The 16206-nt window shown below is 61.0% G+C and carries 11 protein-coding genes; 5 read left to right on the top strand and 6 right to left on the bottom strand.

Annotated elements, in window-relative coordinates; genetic code table 11:
• Positions 1-40: 40 nt before the first annotated feature.
• Positions 41-1342, top strand: a complete 1302-nt coding sequence (locus GIW04_RS00925) for an autotransporter outer membrane beta-barrel domain-containing protein (protein WP_120247421.1) — start codon at positions 41-43, stop codon at positions 1340-1342.
• An 84-nt stretch (positions 1343-1426) separates the two neighbouring features.
• On the opposite strand, the gene oadA is transcribed toward GIW04_RS00925, so the two are convergent.
• On the bottom strand, positions 1427-3235 hold the full coding sequence (gene oadA / locus GIW04_RS00920) for a sodium-extruding oxaloacetate decarboxylase subunit alpha (RefSeq protein WP_057710616.1): 1809 nt from the start codon (positions 3233-3235) through the stop codon (positions 1427-1429).
• A gap of 11 nt (positions 3236-3246) precedes the next feature.
• Positions 3247-4662, bottom strand: coding sequence for an acetyl-CoA carboxylase biotin carboxylase subunit (locus GIW04_RS00915; protein ID WP_003195732.1), 1416 nt, complete (start codon positions 4660-4662; stop codon positions 3247-3249).
• A 194-nt stretch (positions 4663-4856) separates the two neighbouring features.
• On the opposite strand from GIW04_RS00915, the gene GIW04_RS00910 reads away from it, so the two are divergent.
• Positions 4857-5831 carry a LysR family transcriptional regulator gene (locus GIW04_RS00910; RefSeq protein ID WP_003195734.1) on the top strand — a complete coding sequence of 325 codons (975 nt, stop codon included), beginning with the start codon at positions 4857-4859 and terminating at the stop codon, positions 5829-5831.
• Here the strand turns inward: GIW04_RS00910 and GIW04_RS00905 are convergent.
• The 3 genes from GIW04_RS00905 to GIW04_RS00895 all read right to left on the bottom strand — a co-directional run bounded on the left by GIW04_RS00905 (position 5761) and on the right by GIW04_RS00895 (position 10068).
• Positions 5761-5958: a PA3496 family putative envelope integrity protein gene (locus tag GIW04_RS00905; protein ID WP_020302818.1), complete on the bottom strand. Its 198-nt coding sequence runs from the start codon at positions 5956-5958 to the stop codon at positions 5761-5763. The genes GIW04_RS00910 and GIW04_RS00905 overlap by 71 nt on opposite strands.
• 206 nt (positions 5959-6164) lie before the next feature.
• The gene (gene hexR, locus GIW04_RS00900) at positions 6165-7031 is read right to left on the bottom strand and encodes a transcriptional regulator HexR (protein WP_003177007.1); all 867 of its coding nucleotides are present in this window, start codon (positions 7029-7031) and stop codon (positions 6165-6167) included.
• Between the two features lie 163 nt (positions 7032-7194).
• Positions 7195-10068 (bottom strand): EAL domain-containing protein, encoded by a 2874-nt coding sequence (locus GIW04_RS00895; RefSeq protein WP_003195736.1) that lies wholly within the window; start codon positions 10066-10068, stop codon positions 7195-7197.
• A gap of 279 nt (positions 10069-10347) precedes the next feature.
• On the opposite strand from GIW04_RS00895, the gene uvrD reads away from it, so the two are divergent.
• The 3 genes from uvrD (at position 10348) to GIW04_RS00880 (ending at position 14225) form a co-directional block, all read left to right on the top strand.
• The gene (gene uvrD / locus GIW04_RS00890; protein WP_003195738.1) at positions 10348-12531 is read left to right on the top strand and encodes a DNA helicase II; all 2184 of its coding nucleotides are present in this window, start codon (positions 10348-10350) and stop codon (positions 12529-12531) included.
• A 284-nt stretch (positions 12532-12815) separates the two neighbouring features.
• Positions 12816-13682, top strand: coding sequence for a Tim44 domain-containing protein (locus tag GIW04_RS00885; protein WP_003195740.1), 867 nt, complete (start codon positions 12816-12818; stop codon positions 13680-13682).
• Between the two features lie 135 nt (positions 13683-13817).
• Entirely contained in the window at positions 13818-14225 is a 408-nt protein-coding gene (locus tag GIW04_RS00880) for an SMI1/KNR4 family protein (protein WP_003195742.1), read from the top strand.
• Positions 14226-14327: 102 nt separating this feature from the next.
• Here the strand turns inward: GIW04_RS00880 and GIW04_RS00870 are convergent, their stop codons facing one another.
• The gene (locus GIW04_RS00870; RefSeq protein WP_120247420.1) at positions 14328-16085 is read right to left on the bottom strand and encodes a cation:proton antiporter; all 1758 of its coding nucleotides are present in this window, start codon (positions 16083-16085) and stop codon (positions 14328-14330) included.
• Positions 16086-16206 lie beyond the last annotated feature (121 nt).

Below are 16206 nucleotides of genomic sequence, written 5' to 3'. Positions count from 1 at the left end.
GCCTAAATTCCCGGCCTCATTCATCAGAGGTTGGGAATTCATGCGCTTTACACTTCAAAGAATCGCGATAGTCATCAGCCTGGCAGTGGCCGCCAGTTTTCAGCCCGCCCATGCGCGAGGCGATATCGAATACAGGCCCTACGGGAGCTATCCCTACGACGCCGCCGACGATAGTTGGGCATTCCTGTCGGCGTTCGAAGCGCCGCCCCTTCCACCGCCCTTCGACGGATTCCTCACCCAACAGGCCACGTCGCACAATGGCTTGCAGGTTGCCAAGGTGCTGGAGCCGGCATTGATTCAACTCGTGGCCTCCGGCGAACTTAACTCGCAAGAGCTCAAGGAATTGCAGAAATCATTCGAGCAATTGAGCAATCAGCCCGGCGGAATCGGCGCAGCCCTCGAGCAACTGGCCGCCAGCCAAAACGCCAACCTGGCCACCGCAACCCAGGCCACCACCCAGCACCTGAGCCGCCAATTGCTGGCCACTCTGCGCACACTGCCTACTGACGACGACGGCCACTTCTGGGTGCAAGGCCTGGGCAACGGCGGCAGCCTAGACGCACAACACGGTAGCGCCGGCTTGAAACACGATACCCAAGGCCTGTTGCTGGGCGCCGACTGGGCGGTCGACCATGCCTGGCGGGTGGGTGTCATGGGCGCCAAGACCTCTAGCCGCTTGGATGCCCCGCGTTATGCCGCCGACCTGGACAGCTGGCACTTGAGCGGCTACGCCGTGCGCCAGGACGGCCCCTTCGCCCTGCGCCTGGGGGCGATCTACAGCAACCATGCCGGGCAGAACAAACGCAGCGTCAGCCTGCTCAATTACCACGACTCGCTCAAAAGCAAATACAACGCCAGCAGCCAGACCCTGTTCTCCGAACTGGGCTATCAATTGGGCAGCGGTGATTCCACTGTCGAACCCTTCGTCGGTCTCGGCTACCAACGCTATCAGCGCGACCGTTTCAAAGAGAGCGGCGGCGTGACCGCATTGAACGTCGGCCCACAAACCCAGCGAAACCTGAACAGCACCTTTGGCCTGCGCCTGGCAACGCTGTATCGCTTCGACAACAACATGAGCCTCACGCCCCACCTCAGCACGAGCTGGAAACACCTCTACGGTGACGTCAACAGCCAGGTCCGCCAAACCTCGCGCTATGCACCGGGCCTGATCGACGAGTACACCATCACCGGCACCGCCCTGGACCGCGATAGCTTTGACTTGCAAGCAGGCGTGGACCTTGCCCTGTCGACCCAACACAGCGTCGGCCTGACCTATAGCAGCCAAGCCGGCAACCATGGCCACGACCAAGGCCTGATGGGCCAGTGGAAAATGAGCTTCTAAGCCCGTGAACGCCTGAATTGCAGGCGAAAAAAAAGGGGAGCACCTGCCCCCCCGAGGATTAAACGTTAGTCTCGAAGGCTGTGATCAGCCTTCGATCTCAATCAGGATTTCGCCAGGGTTCACCCGGTCGCCCTTGGCCACATGTACAGCGCTCACCTTGCCGGCAATTGCTGCCTGCACTTCGGTTTCCATCTTCATGGCTTCGGTAATCAGCACGGCCTGGCCGGCCTTGACCACGTCGCCGACCTTGACCAGCACATCAACGATATTGCCCGGCATCGCCGTGCTGACGTGGCCCGGTTCGGTCGCGTGCTTGCGCTTGCTGCCGCCGCTGCTGACAAACTCGTTGAGCGGTTCGAACACCACTTCTTCCGGCATGCCGTCGATGGACAGGTAGAAGTGGCGCTTGCCTTCGGCCTTCACGCCGACACCGGTGATATCCACGCGGTAGCTTTCGCCGTGCACATCGATAACGAATTCGGTCGGTACGCCTTCGCCGCCAGCACGGGCCACGCCGCCCGCTTCCGGGATCGGCAACAGCACTTCAGGAGCCAGGGTGCCGGCGTCGCGTTCTTCGAGGAACTTGCGCCCGATGTCCGGGAACATGGCGTAGGTCAGCACGTCTTCTTCGGACTTGGCCAGTGCGCCGATTTCGCCGCGCAGCTTGGTCATTTCCGGCTTGAGCAAATCCGCCGGGCGCACGTCGATCACGTCTTCGCTGCCGATGGCCTGGCGGCGCAGTTTTTCGTTCACCGTGCCCGGCGCCTTGCCGTAACCGCCTTGCAGATAGAGCTTCACTTCGTTGGTGATGGTCTTGTAGCGCTCACCGGCCAGCACGTTGAAGAACGCCTGGGTGCCGACGATCTGCGAGGTCGGCGTTACCAGCGGCGGGAAGCCGAGGTCTTCACGGACCCGCGGGATCTCGGCCAGCACTTCGCTCATGCGGTTCAGAGCGCCCTGCTCCTTGAGCTGGTTGGCCAGGTTGGAGATCATCCCGCCCGGCACCTGGTTGACCTGCACACGGGTGTCGACGGCGGTGAATTCGCTCTCGAACTGGTGGTACTTCTTGCGCACGGCGTAGAAGTACAGGCCGATCTCTTGCAGCAGTTCCAGGTCGAGGCCGGTGTCGAACTCGCTGCCTTTAAGGGCAGCGACCATCGACTCGGTGCCCGGATGGCTGGTGCCCCAGGCAAAGCTGGAGATGGCCGTGTCGATATGGTCGGCACCGTTTTCGATGGCCTTGAGTTGGCACATCGCGGCCAGGCCGGCGGTGTCGTGGGAGTGGATAAAGATCGGCAGGTTCTGCTCGGCTTTGAGTGCCTTGACCAGCTCGCCAGTGGCGTAGGGCGTGAGCAGGCCAGCCATGTCCTTGATCGCGATGGAGTCGCAGCCCATGGCTTCCAATTGCTTGGCCTGGGCCACGAACGCCTCAACGGTATGCACCGGGCTGGTGGTGTAGGCGATAGTGCCTTGTGCATGTTTGCCAGCGGCCTTGACCGCTTCAATGGCCACGCGCAAGTTACGCACGTCGTTCATTGCATCGAAAATGCGGAACACGTCGATACCGTTGACCGCCGCCTTGGCCACGAAGGCTTTGACCACGTCGTCGCTGTAATGGCGGTAGCCCAGCAGGTTCTGGCCGCGCAGCAGCATTTGCAGGCGTGTGTTAGGCAGCGCGGCGCGCAGTTGGCGCAGGCGCTCCCACGGGTCTTCCTTGAGGAAGCGCACACAGGCGTCGAAGGTCGCGCCGCCCCAGACTTCCAGGGACCAGTAGCCGACTTTGTCGAGCTTCTCGCAGATCGGCAGCATGTCGTCGGTGCGCATGCGGGTAGCCAGCAACGATTGGTGGGCGTCGCGCAGGATGGTGTCGGTTACGAAGATCTTCTTGCTCATTGTTATATTCCTCACAGGCCTGCGTGGGCGGCGATGGCGGCGGCGATGGCCAGGGCCAGCTCTTCGGGTTTGCGCTTGATCGAGTAGTTGGTCAGCTCAGGGTGGCTTTCCACAAAGCTTGTATTGAACTGGCCGCTACGGAATTCCGGGTTGCGCAGGATTTCCTGGTAGTAGGCGGCGGTGGTCTTCACGCCTTGCAGGCGCATGTCGTCCAGGGCACGCAGGCCGCGGTCCATGGCTTCTTCCCAGGTCAACGCCCACACCACCAGTTTCAGGCACATGGAGTCGTAGAACGGTGGGATGGTGTAGCCGGTGTAGATCGCCGTGTCGGTACGCACGCCAGGGCCGCCGGGGGCGTAGTAACGGGTGATCTTGCCGAAGCTTGGGAGGAAGTTGTTCTTCGGGTCTTCGGCGTTGATGCGAAACTGCAACGCGAAACCCCGGTGCTGGATGTCTTCCTGCTTGACCGACAATGGCAGGCCGGAGGCGATGCGGATTTGCTCGCGAACGATATCGATGCCGGTGATTTCTTCGGTGATGGTGTGTTCCACCTGCACCCGCGTGTTCATCTCCATGAAGTACACCTCGCCCTCGGCGAGCAGGAACTCCACGGTGCCGGCGTTCTCGTAGCCCACGGCCTTGGCGGCGCGCACCGACAGGTCGCCGATGTAGGCGCGCTGTTCCGGGGTCAGTTGCGGGCTGGGGGCGATTTCGATCAGCTTCTGGTTGCGACGCTGGATCGAACAATCACGTTCGAACAGGTGCACCACGTTGCCAAAGCTGTCACCGAGGATCTGCGCCTCGATGTGCTTGGGATTGACGATGCATTTTTCCAGGAACACTTCCGCCGAACCGAAGGCCTTGGTGGCTTCGGAAATCACGCGGGGGAAGGCTTGCTCGAGTTCTTCGCGGCTGTTGCAACGACGAATGCCACGTCCGCCGCCACCGGAGGTGGCCTTGAGCATCACCGGGTAACCGATGCGGTCGCCTTCGGTGAGGGCTTCATGGATGTCGGCGACGTTGCCTTCGGTGCCCGGCGTAACCGGCACACCGGCCTTGATCATGCTGCGGCGCGCTTCGGTCTTGTCGCCCATGCGGCGAATCACTTCTGCCGAGGGGCCGATAAACTTGATGCCGCGTTCGGCACAGATGTCTGCCAACTCGGCGTTTTCCGACAGGAAGCCGTAGCCGGGGTGCAGCGCATCGCAACCGGTTTCCACCGCCAGGTTCACCAGCTTGCGCGGGTTCAAGTAACCGGCCAGTGGCTCGGCACCGATGCTGTGGGCTTCGTCGGCACGCTTGACGTGCAACGCGTGGCGGTCGGCGTCCGAATAAACCGCGACCGAGCGAATGCCCATCTCGGCGCAGGCACGCACGATTCGTACGGCAATTTCACCACGGTTGGCGATCAGGATCTTTTTTATCACTTGGAAATTCCCTTGAGCCGATTTGCGTGCTTCGACCCGTTGCAGCCGGGCCGGCGCGTGACCAAATGTTTCATGACAGTCGCGAGACACACACTATGCGCATAGGAGAATTAACAAAAATCAATAATTATTGGGTTGTGTATAAGTAAAGACTTATAGTTGGCCGGACGACTTGGGAGCTAAGGGCTTATAAAATGCGTAAGTCATTGATGCGTATGACATTGCGTCAATTGCAGATCTTCAATGAAGTGTGTGATTTGCGTTCCTACAGCCGTGCCGCCGAGGAAATGTCCCTCACCCAACCGGCGGTCAGCCTGCAAATTCGCCAGTTGGAAGAGCTGATCGGCCAGCCGCTGTTCGACTATGTTGGCAAAAAGCTCTACATGACCGAGGCTGCCGAAGCCCTGCAACGGGCCAGCCGCGATATTTTCGGGCGCCTGGAAAACCTCGATATGCAGCTATCGGACATGCAGGGTTCACTGCAAGGCCAACTGAAACTGGCGGTGGAGTCCAGCGCCAAGTATTTCGTGCCGCACCTGTTCGCCGCCTTCAAGCGTCAGCATCCGGAAGTGCAATTGCAGCTCACGGTAGTCAACCGTGCCCAGGTGATCCGCAGGCTCTCGGACAACCGCGACGACCTGGTGATCATGTCCATGGTGCCCCAGGACATGGGCCTGGAGTTCCTGCCGTTTCTCAACAACCCGATTGTGGCCGTGGCATTGCCGGATCATCCGTTGAGCCTGCAAGGGCCGCTGCGCCTGCAGGACCTGGAGCCTTATACCCTGCTCATCCGTGAACCGGGCTCTGGCACACGGCTGGCCTGCGAAGAGTACTTCAAGGAAAAACGCGTGCACTTCACCCAGACGGTAGAAGTGGCCTCGGCGGAGGCGCAGCGTGAGTGCGTGGTCGCAGGGTTGGGCGTGGCCCTGCTGACGCGCCACGCCTTGAACCTGGAGCTGGCCACCGGCGGGCTCAAGGAACTGCCGGTGGAAGAACTGCCGCTGTACCGCAGTTGGTGCCTGGTGCAGGCCAAGGCTAAGCGCCTGTCACCGGTGGCCCATGCGTTCCTGGGCTTTATTCGCAGCGAACGGGTGCAGATCAGCGCGTTGGCTGAGCGTTTCGCTGGGCAGCCACGGGTGCCTGCCAATGCAATTCCGGGTAGTCACTGATGCTCTGGAGCAACTGGCGCTCCTCACAACGGTCTTCGATGGCGCGACGGAACGCCATGCGGCGCTGGTCTTCCTGCTGACGACGGGTCTTGACGGTGCTGTTGCTGTCTTCGTAGGGCCGGGTCATTTGGAGTCTCCCAATGCGAGTACGGGGAGTACAGGATGGGCGTGGGGGATGACGGTTTGGCGGCGCGGGGGTTACAGGATGATGAATCTTGCGAAACTGGCGCAAATTCCCTGTGGGAGCTGGCTTGCCTGCGATGGCGGTGTATCAGGCAATGAAGAGGGTAACTGGCAGACCGCTATCGCAGGCAAGCCAGCTCCCACAGGCCCTCAGTCGTCGAGGGCTTTGACGGACTTGGGCGACAACCGCAGGCTGCGCAAGCTGCGCTTCACGCTCTTGAGGTGGTTGACCAGGCTCGGGCCACGGGCCATGGCCACGCCCATCGCCAGCACGTCGATCACCACCAGGTGGGCAATGCGTGAGGTCAGCGGCGTGTAGATTTCGGTGTCTTCATGCACGTCGATCGCCAGGTTCACCGTGGACAGCTCCGCCAATGGCGTCTGGCTCGGGCACAGGGTAATCAGCGAAGCGCCGCTCTCACGCACCAGGTTGGCGGTGATCAGCAGGTCTTTGGAACGACCGGATTGGGAAATGCAGATGGCCACGTCTGTGGGCTTCAAGGTCACCGCCGACATCGCCTGCATGTGCGGGTCGCTATAGGCCGCGGCGGTCAGCAGCAGGCGGAAGAACTTGTGCTGGGCATCGGCCGCCACCGCGCCGGACGCACCGAAGCCGTAGAACTCGACGCGCTGGGCCTGGGACATTGCGGTCACGGCCTTTTGCAGCTCCACCGGGTCGAGCTTCTCACGCACTTCCATCAGGGTGTGCAAGGTGGTGTCGAAGATTTTCAGGCTGTAGTCGGCGACGGAGTCGTCTTCATGGATTGCAAACTGGCCGAAGCTCGCACCAGCAGCCAGGCTTTGCGCCAGCTTGAGTTTCAGATCCTGAAACCCGGAGCAACCAATGGCGCGGCAAAAGCGCACGATGGTCGGCTCACTGATGCCCACGCTGTGGGCCAGGTCGGCCATGGAACTGTGCATCACGGCCGCAGGGTCAAGCAGCACATGATCGGCAACCTTGAGTTCCGATTTGCGTAACAGGTGGCGCGACTGGGCGATATGTTGCAACAGGTTCAAAGGGCAGGACTCTTGTTATTGGCAGACGCCAGGGATGTAGCAAGCTTGTAGTTATACTACAAGAATTGTCGTTTTGCCCGTCCGATGCATCACTAAATCGCCCCGCTCCCCCCCTGATTCAGCGGGCAGGCGCTATGTAGCCATAAAGGCGGCCTACGCTGCGTTAAGAAAAATCTGCATTTTTACGTAACAAATCCGCCAGCCCTTCGGCCCGCATGGGCGGGCTGATCAGGTAACCCTGCACCTCGTCACACTGCTCGCCGCGCAGGAAATCCAGCTGCTGCTGATCCTCCACACCTTCGGCCACTACCTTGAGCGCCAACCCGTGGGCCATGGCGATGATCGCGCGGGTGATCGCCGCATCTTCGCGTCCCTGGCCAAGCCCGCGGATAAAGGCCTGGTCGATCTTTACGTAGTCCACCGGGATGCGCTTGAGGTAGCTGAGGGATGAGTAACCGGTGCCAAAGTCGTCGATGGCCAGCTTCACCCCCAGGTCGCGCAATTGCTGGAAGGTGGCGATGATGTGTTCAACGCTGTCGAGCAACTGGCTTTCGGTCAGTTCCAGCTCCAGGTATTGCGGGTCCAGTGCGGTTTCTTCCAGCACTTGGCGTACCAGGCTTACCAGCTTGCCCTGACGCAGCTGATGCACCGACAAGTTGACCGACACGCGAATCGGCGCCAGCCCCTGGCGCTGCCATTCGCAGGCCTGCCAGCAGGCCTGGCGCAGCACAAATTCGCCCAACGGCACGATCAAGCCGGTTTCTTCCGCCAAACCGATAAAGTCACCCGGCGGCACCATGCCCCACTGCGGATGCTCCCAGCGGACCAACGCCTCGGCAGCGTTCAGTTTGCCAGTGGCCAGGCACAGCTTGGGTTGGTAGAACACTGTGAGCTGACGCTCGTCGATGGCTTTGCGCAGGTGGTTTTCCAGCTGCAAACGCTCCAGGGTGCTGGCTTGCAGGCTGTCGGTGAAGAACTGGAAATTATTCCCGCCCAAGTGCTTGGCATGCTGCATCGCCATATTCGCTTGGCTGACCAGCGCAGAAATTTCCCGCGCGTTATCCGGCAATAGGCTGACGCCCATCGAGGCGCTGACCACCAGTTCATGCCCCTCCACATTCACCGGCACGCGCAATTTCGCCAGCAGCCGGGTCGCCACCCGCGCCAGGCTCGATAAGTTGCCATAGGCGTCGAACAGCACGGCGAATTCATCCCCGGACAGGCGCGCGATGGTGTCAGCCTCCGGCAGCGCGTTGATCAAGCGCCGTGCCATTTTTTGCAGCAGTTGGTCAGCCACTTCATGGCCCAGGCTGTCATTGAGCAATTTGAAGCGGTCGAGGTTGATATGCAGCAGCGCCAGGCTGCGCCCGCCTTGGCGCACGCGCTGGTGAGCTTCGCGCAGCCGTTCGCGAAACAGCGAACGGTTGGCCAGGCCGGTCAACTCGTCGTAGTGAGTGAGGTAGCGCATACGCTCTTCAGACTCGCGCCGCGCCGACAGATCGGCGAAGAACCCTACAATATGGCTGACATTTCCCCGTACATCGCGCACCACGTTCAGCTGTAGCCATTGCGGGTAGAGTTCGCCATTCTTGCGCGTTTCCACCAATTCGCCCTGCCACGTGCCGTGGCTGAGCAATGCCTGGCGGATCAGCGGGAAGTGGCGCCGGGCATCGCGACTGCAGGGCAGTTCCACGACGTTGCGGCCAAGCATGTCGTCGATGTCAAAGCCGGTGACGCGGCTGAACGCCTGGTTCACGGCGATCAACGCATAGTTCGGGTCGAGGATCACAATGCCTTCGCTGGCCGCCTCGAACACCGTCGAAGCCAGGCGCTGCTGCTCTTCCACCGCCTTGGCGGCACTGATGTCACGGCGCGTGCCGAGCATACGGATGACTCGGCCACTGGGCGTGCGCTCCACGGCGCGCCCGCGGTCTTGGATCCACACCCAATGCCCATCGCCATGACGTATCCGGTATTCCACCTGATAGTCCTCGCTGCGGCCTTTGAGATGCTCCACCAACGCGTGCTTGAGCAAGGGCAGATCGTCGGGGTGCAGGCGCGGTTTGAGGTGGCTGAGCATCGCCGTGACGTATTCGGGCTCCAGGCCAAACAACTCCTTGAGCTGGGTGTGGTGGACCTCGTCGGTTTGCAGGTTCCAGTCCCACAGGCCCAGTTCACTGGCTTGCAGGGCCATGGCCAGGCGCGCTTCGCTTTTACTCAAGGCGAGACTGGCAGCATCCAGTTGCTGGCTGCGTTGCGCCACACGGTCTTGCAGGCCGACCTGGGCTTCACGCAAGTCCTGCTCCACCTCGCGGCGCTGCTCGACTTCGCGCACCAGCTCCTGGTTCAACTGCTCACTGCGTTGCTGCGCCTGCTGTAGATGCTCGATCAGGGCCTGGTTCTGGAAACGGCGCAACAGCCCGCGCTGGATCAGGCGGTTGACCTGCCACGCGACCAGGCTCAGGGACGCCAGTAGGATCAGGCCGAGTACGCCCCAGCCTTGTTGCTGCGGGGTGCCATCCCAGAACAGGTAGACGATGGCCGGCACCAGGCACGGCAAGGCAAACGACAGGTAGGCCCACAGGCTCACGGCATAGGCCACGCTGGCCGACAAGGTGGCGGCGCCAATCAGGCCAAACACCCAGGCCTGATGCATGAAGCTGTCTGTGGGCACCAGGGCAATGGCCGCAACGGAGAGGGTCAGGCCACTGACCGCCGAGCCGAGCATGAACATACGCCGCCACACGGGCTGGGCCTGGCGGCTGGGCATGGCCGAGTCAAAGGCCGCCACTTGGATCACGCGCATTGCCACCAGGGCGAGCAGCCAGAGCAGCCAGACGCTGTCCAGCAGGTACTGATCGGGGTTCCACAGCAGCCAGGCGCAGACCAGGCCATTGACCAGCATCAACAGCGTCGGCAGCAACGAACCCTGATACAGCAGGCGTGTGCGCTCAACCGCGATTTCGGTTGCATAGTGTTTATGGATGACCTGTGCTGGGGCCGGCGAGAGGCCAAACAGGTCGGTGCTAAGGGTCATAGGCGGTGTTCTTATAATGGTGAGCCCGAAACGTCGACGGAGCATACACAAGCAAGCGCCCGGGCCAAACTGCTACAAGTCATAAAAAACCTGTTGCGATTGGCCGCAAACCTTTGGCCCAGACCGCTTGGGCAAGACACGGCACGGGCTGCGGCCGATGACCAACCGGTCATCACCCACGCCAGAATGTACGCCCCCGGCGCTAGCGTGCAGGCGTTTTGCATCGACCATCCGGCATTGGGATTTGCCCAGGCCCCCCAAGGCCCATAGAATGCGTCGATGCGCGATGATCTCTCTCTTTTGCTGAACTCCCTCAACGATGCCCAACGCCAGGCCGTAGCGGCCCCCGTTGGCCGTCAGTTGGTCCTGGCCGGTGCTGGCTCCGGTAAAACCCGAGTGCTGGTGCACCGTATCGCCTGGTTGATCCAGGTCGAAAACGCGTCCCCGCATTCCATCCTGTCGGTGACCTTCACCAACAAGGCCGCTGCCGAGATGCGTCATCGCATCGAGCAGTTGATGGGCATCAGCCCGGCCGGCATGTGGGTGGGCACCTTCCATGGCCTGGCGCACCGCCTGTTGCGGGCGCATTGGCAGGAAGCGGGGCTGAGCCAGACCTTCCAGATTCTCGACAGCGACGACCAGCAACGCCTGGTCAAGCGCGTGATCCGCGAGCTGGGCCTGGACGAACAACGCTGGCCGGCGCGCCAGGCGCAGTGGTTTATCAACGGCCAGAAAGACGAAGGCCTGCGCCCGCAACATATCCAGGCCAGCGGCGACCTGTTCCTAGCCACCATGCGCAGCATTTATGAAGCCTATGAAGCGGCCTGCGTGCGCGCCGGCGTCATCGACTTCTCCGAACTGCTGCTGCGTGCCCTCGACCTGTGGCGCGACAACCCCGGTTTGCTGGCCCATTACCAGAAACGCTTCCGCCACATTCTGGTGGACGAGTTCCAGGACACCAACGCCGTGCAGTACGCCTGGTTGCGCCTGCTGGCCAAGGGCGGCGACAGCCTGATGGTGGTGGGCGATGACGACCAGTCGATCTACGGCTGGCGTGGCGCGAAAATCGAGAACATTTACCAGTATTCCGAAGACTTCCCGGACGCGGTGACCATCCGCCTGGAGCAGAATTACCGCTCCACCGCCGGCATCCTCAAGGCTGCCAACGCCTTGATCGCCAACAACACCGGGCGCCTGGGCAAAGAGCTGTGGACCGACGGCGGCGAAGGCGAAGCGATCAACCTGTACGCAGCGTTCAATGAGCACGATGAAGCGCGATACGTGGTCGAAACCATCGAAAGCGCACTGAAAACCGGCCTGGCCCGCAGCGATATCGCGATTCTGTACCGTTCCAACGCCCAATCGCGGGTGCTGGAAGAAGCCTTGCTGCGCGAACGCATCCCGTACCGCATCTACGGCGGCCAGCGCTTCTTTGAACGTGCCGAAATCAAGAACGCCATGGCCTACCTGCGCTTGCTGGAAGGCCGGGGTAACGATGCGGCGCTGGAGCGGGTGATCAATATCCCGGCGCGTGGCATTGGCGAGAAAACCGTCGAAGCGATCCGCGACCATGCGCGCCATGCCGATGTGTCGATGTGGGAAGCCATGCGCTTGCTGATCGCCAATAAAGGCCTGACCGGCCGTGCTGCCGGGGCGTTGGGGGTGTTCGTCGAGCTGATCGAGAACCTGGCGGCCAAGTGCGCAGAAATGCCGCTGCACCTGATGACCCAAACTGTCATCGAGCAGTCCGGGCTGATCGCCTATCACGAAGCGGAAAAGGGTGAGAAAGGCCAGGCCCGGGTAGAAAACCTTGAGGAACTGGTCAGCGCTGCTCGTGCGTTCGAAAACACCGAGGACGACGAAGAGCTGACGCCGCTCGCCGCCTTCCTGGGCCACGCCTCGCTGGAAGCCGGCGATACCCAGGCCGATGAGCATGAAGACAGCATCCAACTGATGACCTTGCACAGCGCCAAGGGCCTGGAATTCCCTTACGTGTTCCTGGTGGGCATGGAAGAAGGCCTGTTCCCTCACAAGATGAGCCTGGAAGAACCCGGCCGCCTTGAAGAAGAGCGCCGCCTGGCCTACGTGGGCATTACCCGGGCGATGCAGAACCTGGTGATGACCTACGCCGAGACCCGACGGCTGTACGGCAGCGAAACCTACAACAAGGTGTCGCGCTTCGTACGTGAGGTGCCGAAGGGGCTGATCCAGGAAGTACGCTTGTCCAACAGCGTCAGCCGCCCGTTTGGCGGTGGCCAGCAACAGAATTCCAGCAGCCTGTTTGCCGGCTCCGAAATACCAGAAACCCCGTTCAGCCTGGGCCAGCAGGTCAAGCATGCGATCTTCGGCGAAGGCGTGATCCTCAACTTCGAAGGCGCAGGCGCCCAGGCGCGGGTGCAGGTGAACTTCGCCGAGGGCAGCAAGTGGCTGATGATGGGTTACGCCAAGCTCGAGGCTATCTGAACCCCATTCCTGCAGGAGCGAGCTTGCTCGCGAAGAACGCCCAGACAATGCGCTCATCCAGAATGCCCGCGTGATCGTTGACGATTTTCGCGAGCAAGCTCGCTCCTACGGGAAGATACGGCCGCGCCCTTGTATTTCACGCGTGCGGGCCAATATCTGTAATTAGTCCTACAGACCCTTCGGATTTGGTCTTACGCAAAAGCCCGAAACATTATGCCGCTAGCCACTGCCACGACACCTGTGCAACATGGCGCGCGTGCAATCCACAAATGGGAATTCCCTATATGAAACGTTTTCTTAGCATCGCCATGGCGTTGTGCATCGGCCTGACGATGAGCCTCGACGCCAACGCCAAACGCTTCGGTGGCGGCAAAAGCTCGGGCGCGGCACCGACTCACCAGACCAGCCAAATGGCTCCATCCGCCGGTGCGGGCGGTGCTGCGGCGACTGCAGGCGCAGCCGGTGCCGCTGGCGCTGCTGCCAAGGCCGGCGGTGCTTCGCGCTGGCTGGGCCCACTGGCCGGCATCGCCGCCGGTGGCCTGCTGGCGTCCATGTTCATGGGCGACGGCTTTCAGGGCATGCAGATCTTCGACATCCTGATCATGGGCGTCATCGCCTTTTTGGTCTTCCGCTTTATCGCCGCCCGTCGCCGCAAGCAGCAGGAGCACCTGGCTCCAGCCGGCGCGCCAATGCAGCGTGAAGCGTTCGAACAGAAGCCTGCCATGGGTTCGATCTTCGGTGGTTCGGCAGCTCCTGCCGCCCGTCCGGTGATCAACGCACCGGCCTGGTTCAACGAAGAGCGTTTCGTCGAAGCGGCCCGCAGCCACTTCCAGTCCCTGCAACAGCACTGGGACGCCAACGAAATGGACAAGATCTCCGAGTTCGTGACCCCGCAGCTGTTGGAGTTCCTCAAGCGCGAACGTGCCGAGATCGGTGACGCCTTCCAGTCGACCTACATCGACGACCTGCGCGTACAGCTCGATGGCGTGGATGATCGCGCCGACAAGACCATCGCCACCCTGACCTTCAGCGGTGTGTCGAAGTCCTCGCGTTTCGACCAGGGCGAAGTGTTCAGCGAAAGCTGGAACATGGAACGCGCCCAGGGCGACGACCAGCCTTGGCTGGTCGCCGGTATCCGCCAGAACGGTTAATACCTGCGCGGTTGAGCAAGCGGTAACAAAAACCCCGGACATGTCCGGGGTTTTCTATTTCACGGTTGCACTTATAGCGAGCTACTGTATAAAACGCCCCTATAAACCGCGCCATCTAGCAAGAGGATCCCGGCCGTGGAAGAAATCATCGAACAACTGCGTGAAGCCAACGAACCGGTCCCGGTTCCTTTGGAGCTGCCTGACGAAGACCAACTGGTGGAAATCGAAGAACAACTGTTCATCGACATCCCCTTTGTCTTCCGCGAATTCCTGCTGACCGTCAGTGACGTGGTCTATGGCAGCCTGGAGCCAGTGACCGTCACCGACCCGCAGTCCCACACCTACCTGCCTGACGTTGCCGCCAACGCCTGGGATGCCGGTGTTGATCGCAGCCTGATCCCTATCTGCCAGGACGGCGATGACTACTACTGCGTCGAAGAAGACGGCACCGTGGTGTTGTGGTCTGCCGAAGAAGAACTCGTCCAGGAAGAAACCTGGGAATCGGTGTGGCACTGGGCGCGGGACGTCTGGCTGGAAAGCTGAGTCCCTTGTAGAAGCCGAGCTTGCTCGCGAGAAACCTGAGGGCGCCGCTTTGTGTCAGGTTTCCCGCGTTATCGTTAACAATCTTCGCGAGCAAGCTCGCTCCTACTGTGCATCCTTGTGGTTATCCAGCGTCTCCAGCAACGCAACCTGCATCCGCGTATGCACACGGATAAACCAGCGCCAGAGCACTGCAGCCACCGCCGCCGTGACCACGGCAATCAGCACCAGCAACTTGTTGGTCGGCAGAATACTGGCCGACAAGGCTGCCAATAGCAGGAAGATCACCAGCAGCGACAAGATCGGGATCAGCTCGGCAATCACCCGTCGCACACGCTGGGTATGCCGTCCGGCCATTTCCGGCTTCACGCTCATCTCCGCCAGCAGCATCGACAACGCCTTGAGCTTGCGATACGCCGCAATCAGAAACGGCAACGACACCAGCAGCGCCCCGCCCCAGATCAACGCCTTCTGCCAGCTCTGATCGCTGACCCAGCCCTCCAGATACCCACCGATGCGCTCCGCGAAAAAGCTGCCGGCAAAGAAGATCGCGATCACCAACGCCAGGTTTACCCCGACCTGCAGGATGATCTTGCGGATCATAGCGGCCAACATCGCCCCCTCGCCCTGAGGCGAAATGCTGCGCAGCCATTCGCCATACATGCCGAACACTCGGCTCATACGCTTGGGCATCACCGCCGCGATCTTCAACGACAGTGGGTCCGCGCCACGAATCAGGTAGGGCGTGAGCAGCGTGGTGATCGCCGAAACGGCCACCGCCACGGGGTACAGAAAGTCGCTGGTGACCTGCAGGGTCATCCCCAGCGCCGCGATGATGAAAGAAAACTCGCCAATTTGTGACAGCCCCATACCCACCCGCAGCGAGGTGCGACCATCGTTGCCGGCGATAAACGCGCCCAGCCCGCAAGACAGCATCTTGCCCAGCACCACGGCCACGGTGATCACTGCAATGGGCCAGGCGTATTGCAGCAGGATCTGCGGGTCGATCATCAAGCCAATCGCCACGAAGAAAATTGCGCTGAACATGTCGCGAACGGGCTCGATCAGGCCCTCGATCTTAATCAACTGGCGGGATTCAGCCATGATCGCGCCAATCAGAAAGGCCCCGAGCACCATGCTGTATTCCAACTTCACCACCAGCAGGCAGAAACCGAAACACAGGCCCAACACGGTGATCAGCAGCATCTCGTTGCTTTCGAACTTGGCCACATAGGCCAGCAGGCGCGGCACCAGCAAAATACCAATCACCAGGGCGACGATCATGAACAACGAGAGCTTGCCGACCGTGGAGAACACCTCGCCGGAGCTGACCGTGCCACTGACGGCAATGCTCGACAGCAAGGCAATGATGCCGATACCCAGGATGTCCTCGACAATCAGCACGCCGAAAATCAGCTGGGCGAACCGCTGGTCTTTCATCTTCAGGTCGTTGAGGGCCTTGACGATAATGGTGGTCGAGGAGATCGCCAGGATCGCGCCGAGGAACAGCGAGTCCATGGTGCTCCAATCGAACCAGCGGCCGATCTCGTAGCCGATCCAGATCATCAGCACGATTTCCAGGAACGCCGCGATAAACGCCGTAGCTCCTACCTTGAATAGCTTGCGCAGGCTGAATTCCAAGCCCAGACAGAACATCAGGAAGATAACCCCCAACTCGGCCAGGGTCTTGATCGTGTCTTCGTCGTGGATCAGGCCAAACGGCGGGGTGTGGGGGCCGATAATGAAGCCGGCGACGATGTAGCCCAACACCACCGGCTGCTTGAAGCGGTGAAACAGGATGGTGACCACCCCTGCCACCAGCATGATCACGGCCAAGTCCTGGATAAAGCTGATGGCGTGCATGGCGAGGGGCTCCTTGAGGGTGCCGGCACTTTTCCTACTTCCGGCCGCGCCTTTGAAGGGTCGGAAAAGTCTGCCTTGATCGTAAGAAAAGCCCTGAGAAGGGCTTTTGAAGGGTAACACC

Source organism: Pseudomonas sp. PA-4-8C (assembly GCF_021606625.1).
Taxonomy (GTDB): Bacteria; Pseudomonadota; Gammaproteobacteria; order Pseudomonadales; family Pseudomonadaceae; genus Aquipseudomonas; species Aquipseudomonas lactis.
This window is presented reverse-complemented; position numbering and strand designations above follow the sequence as displayed.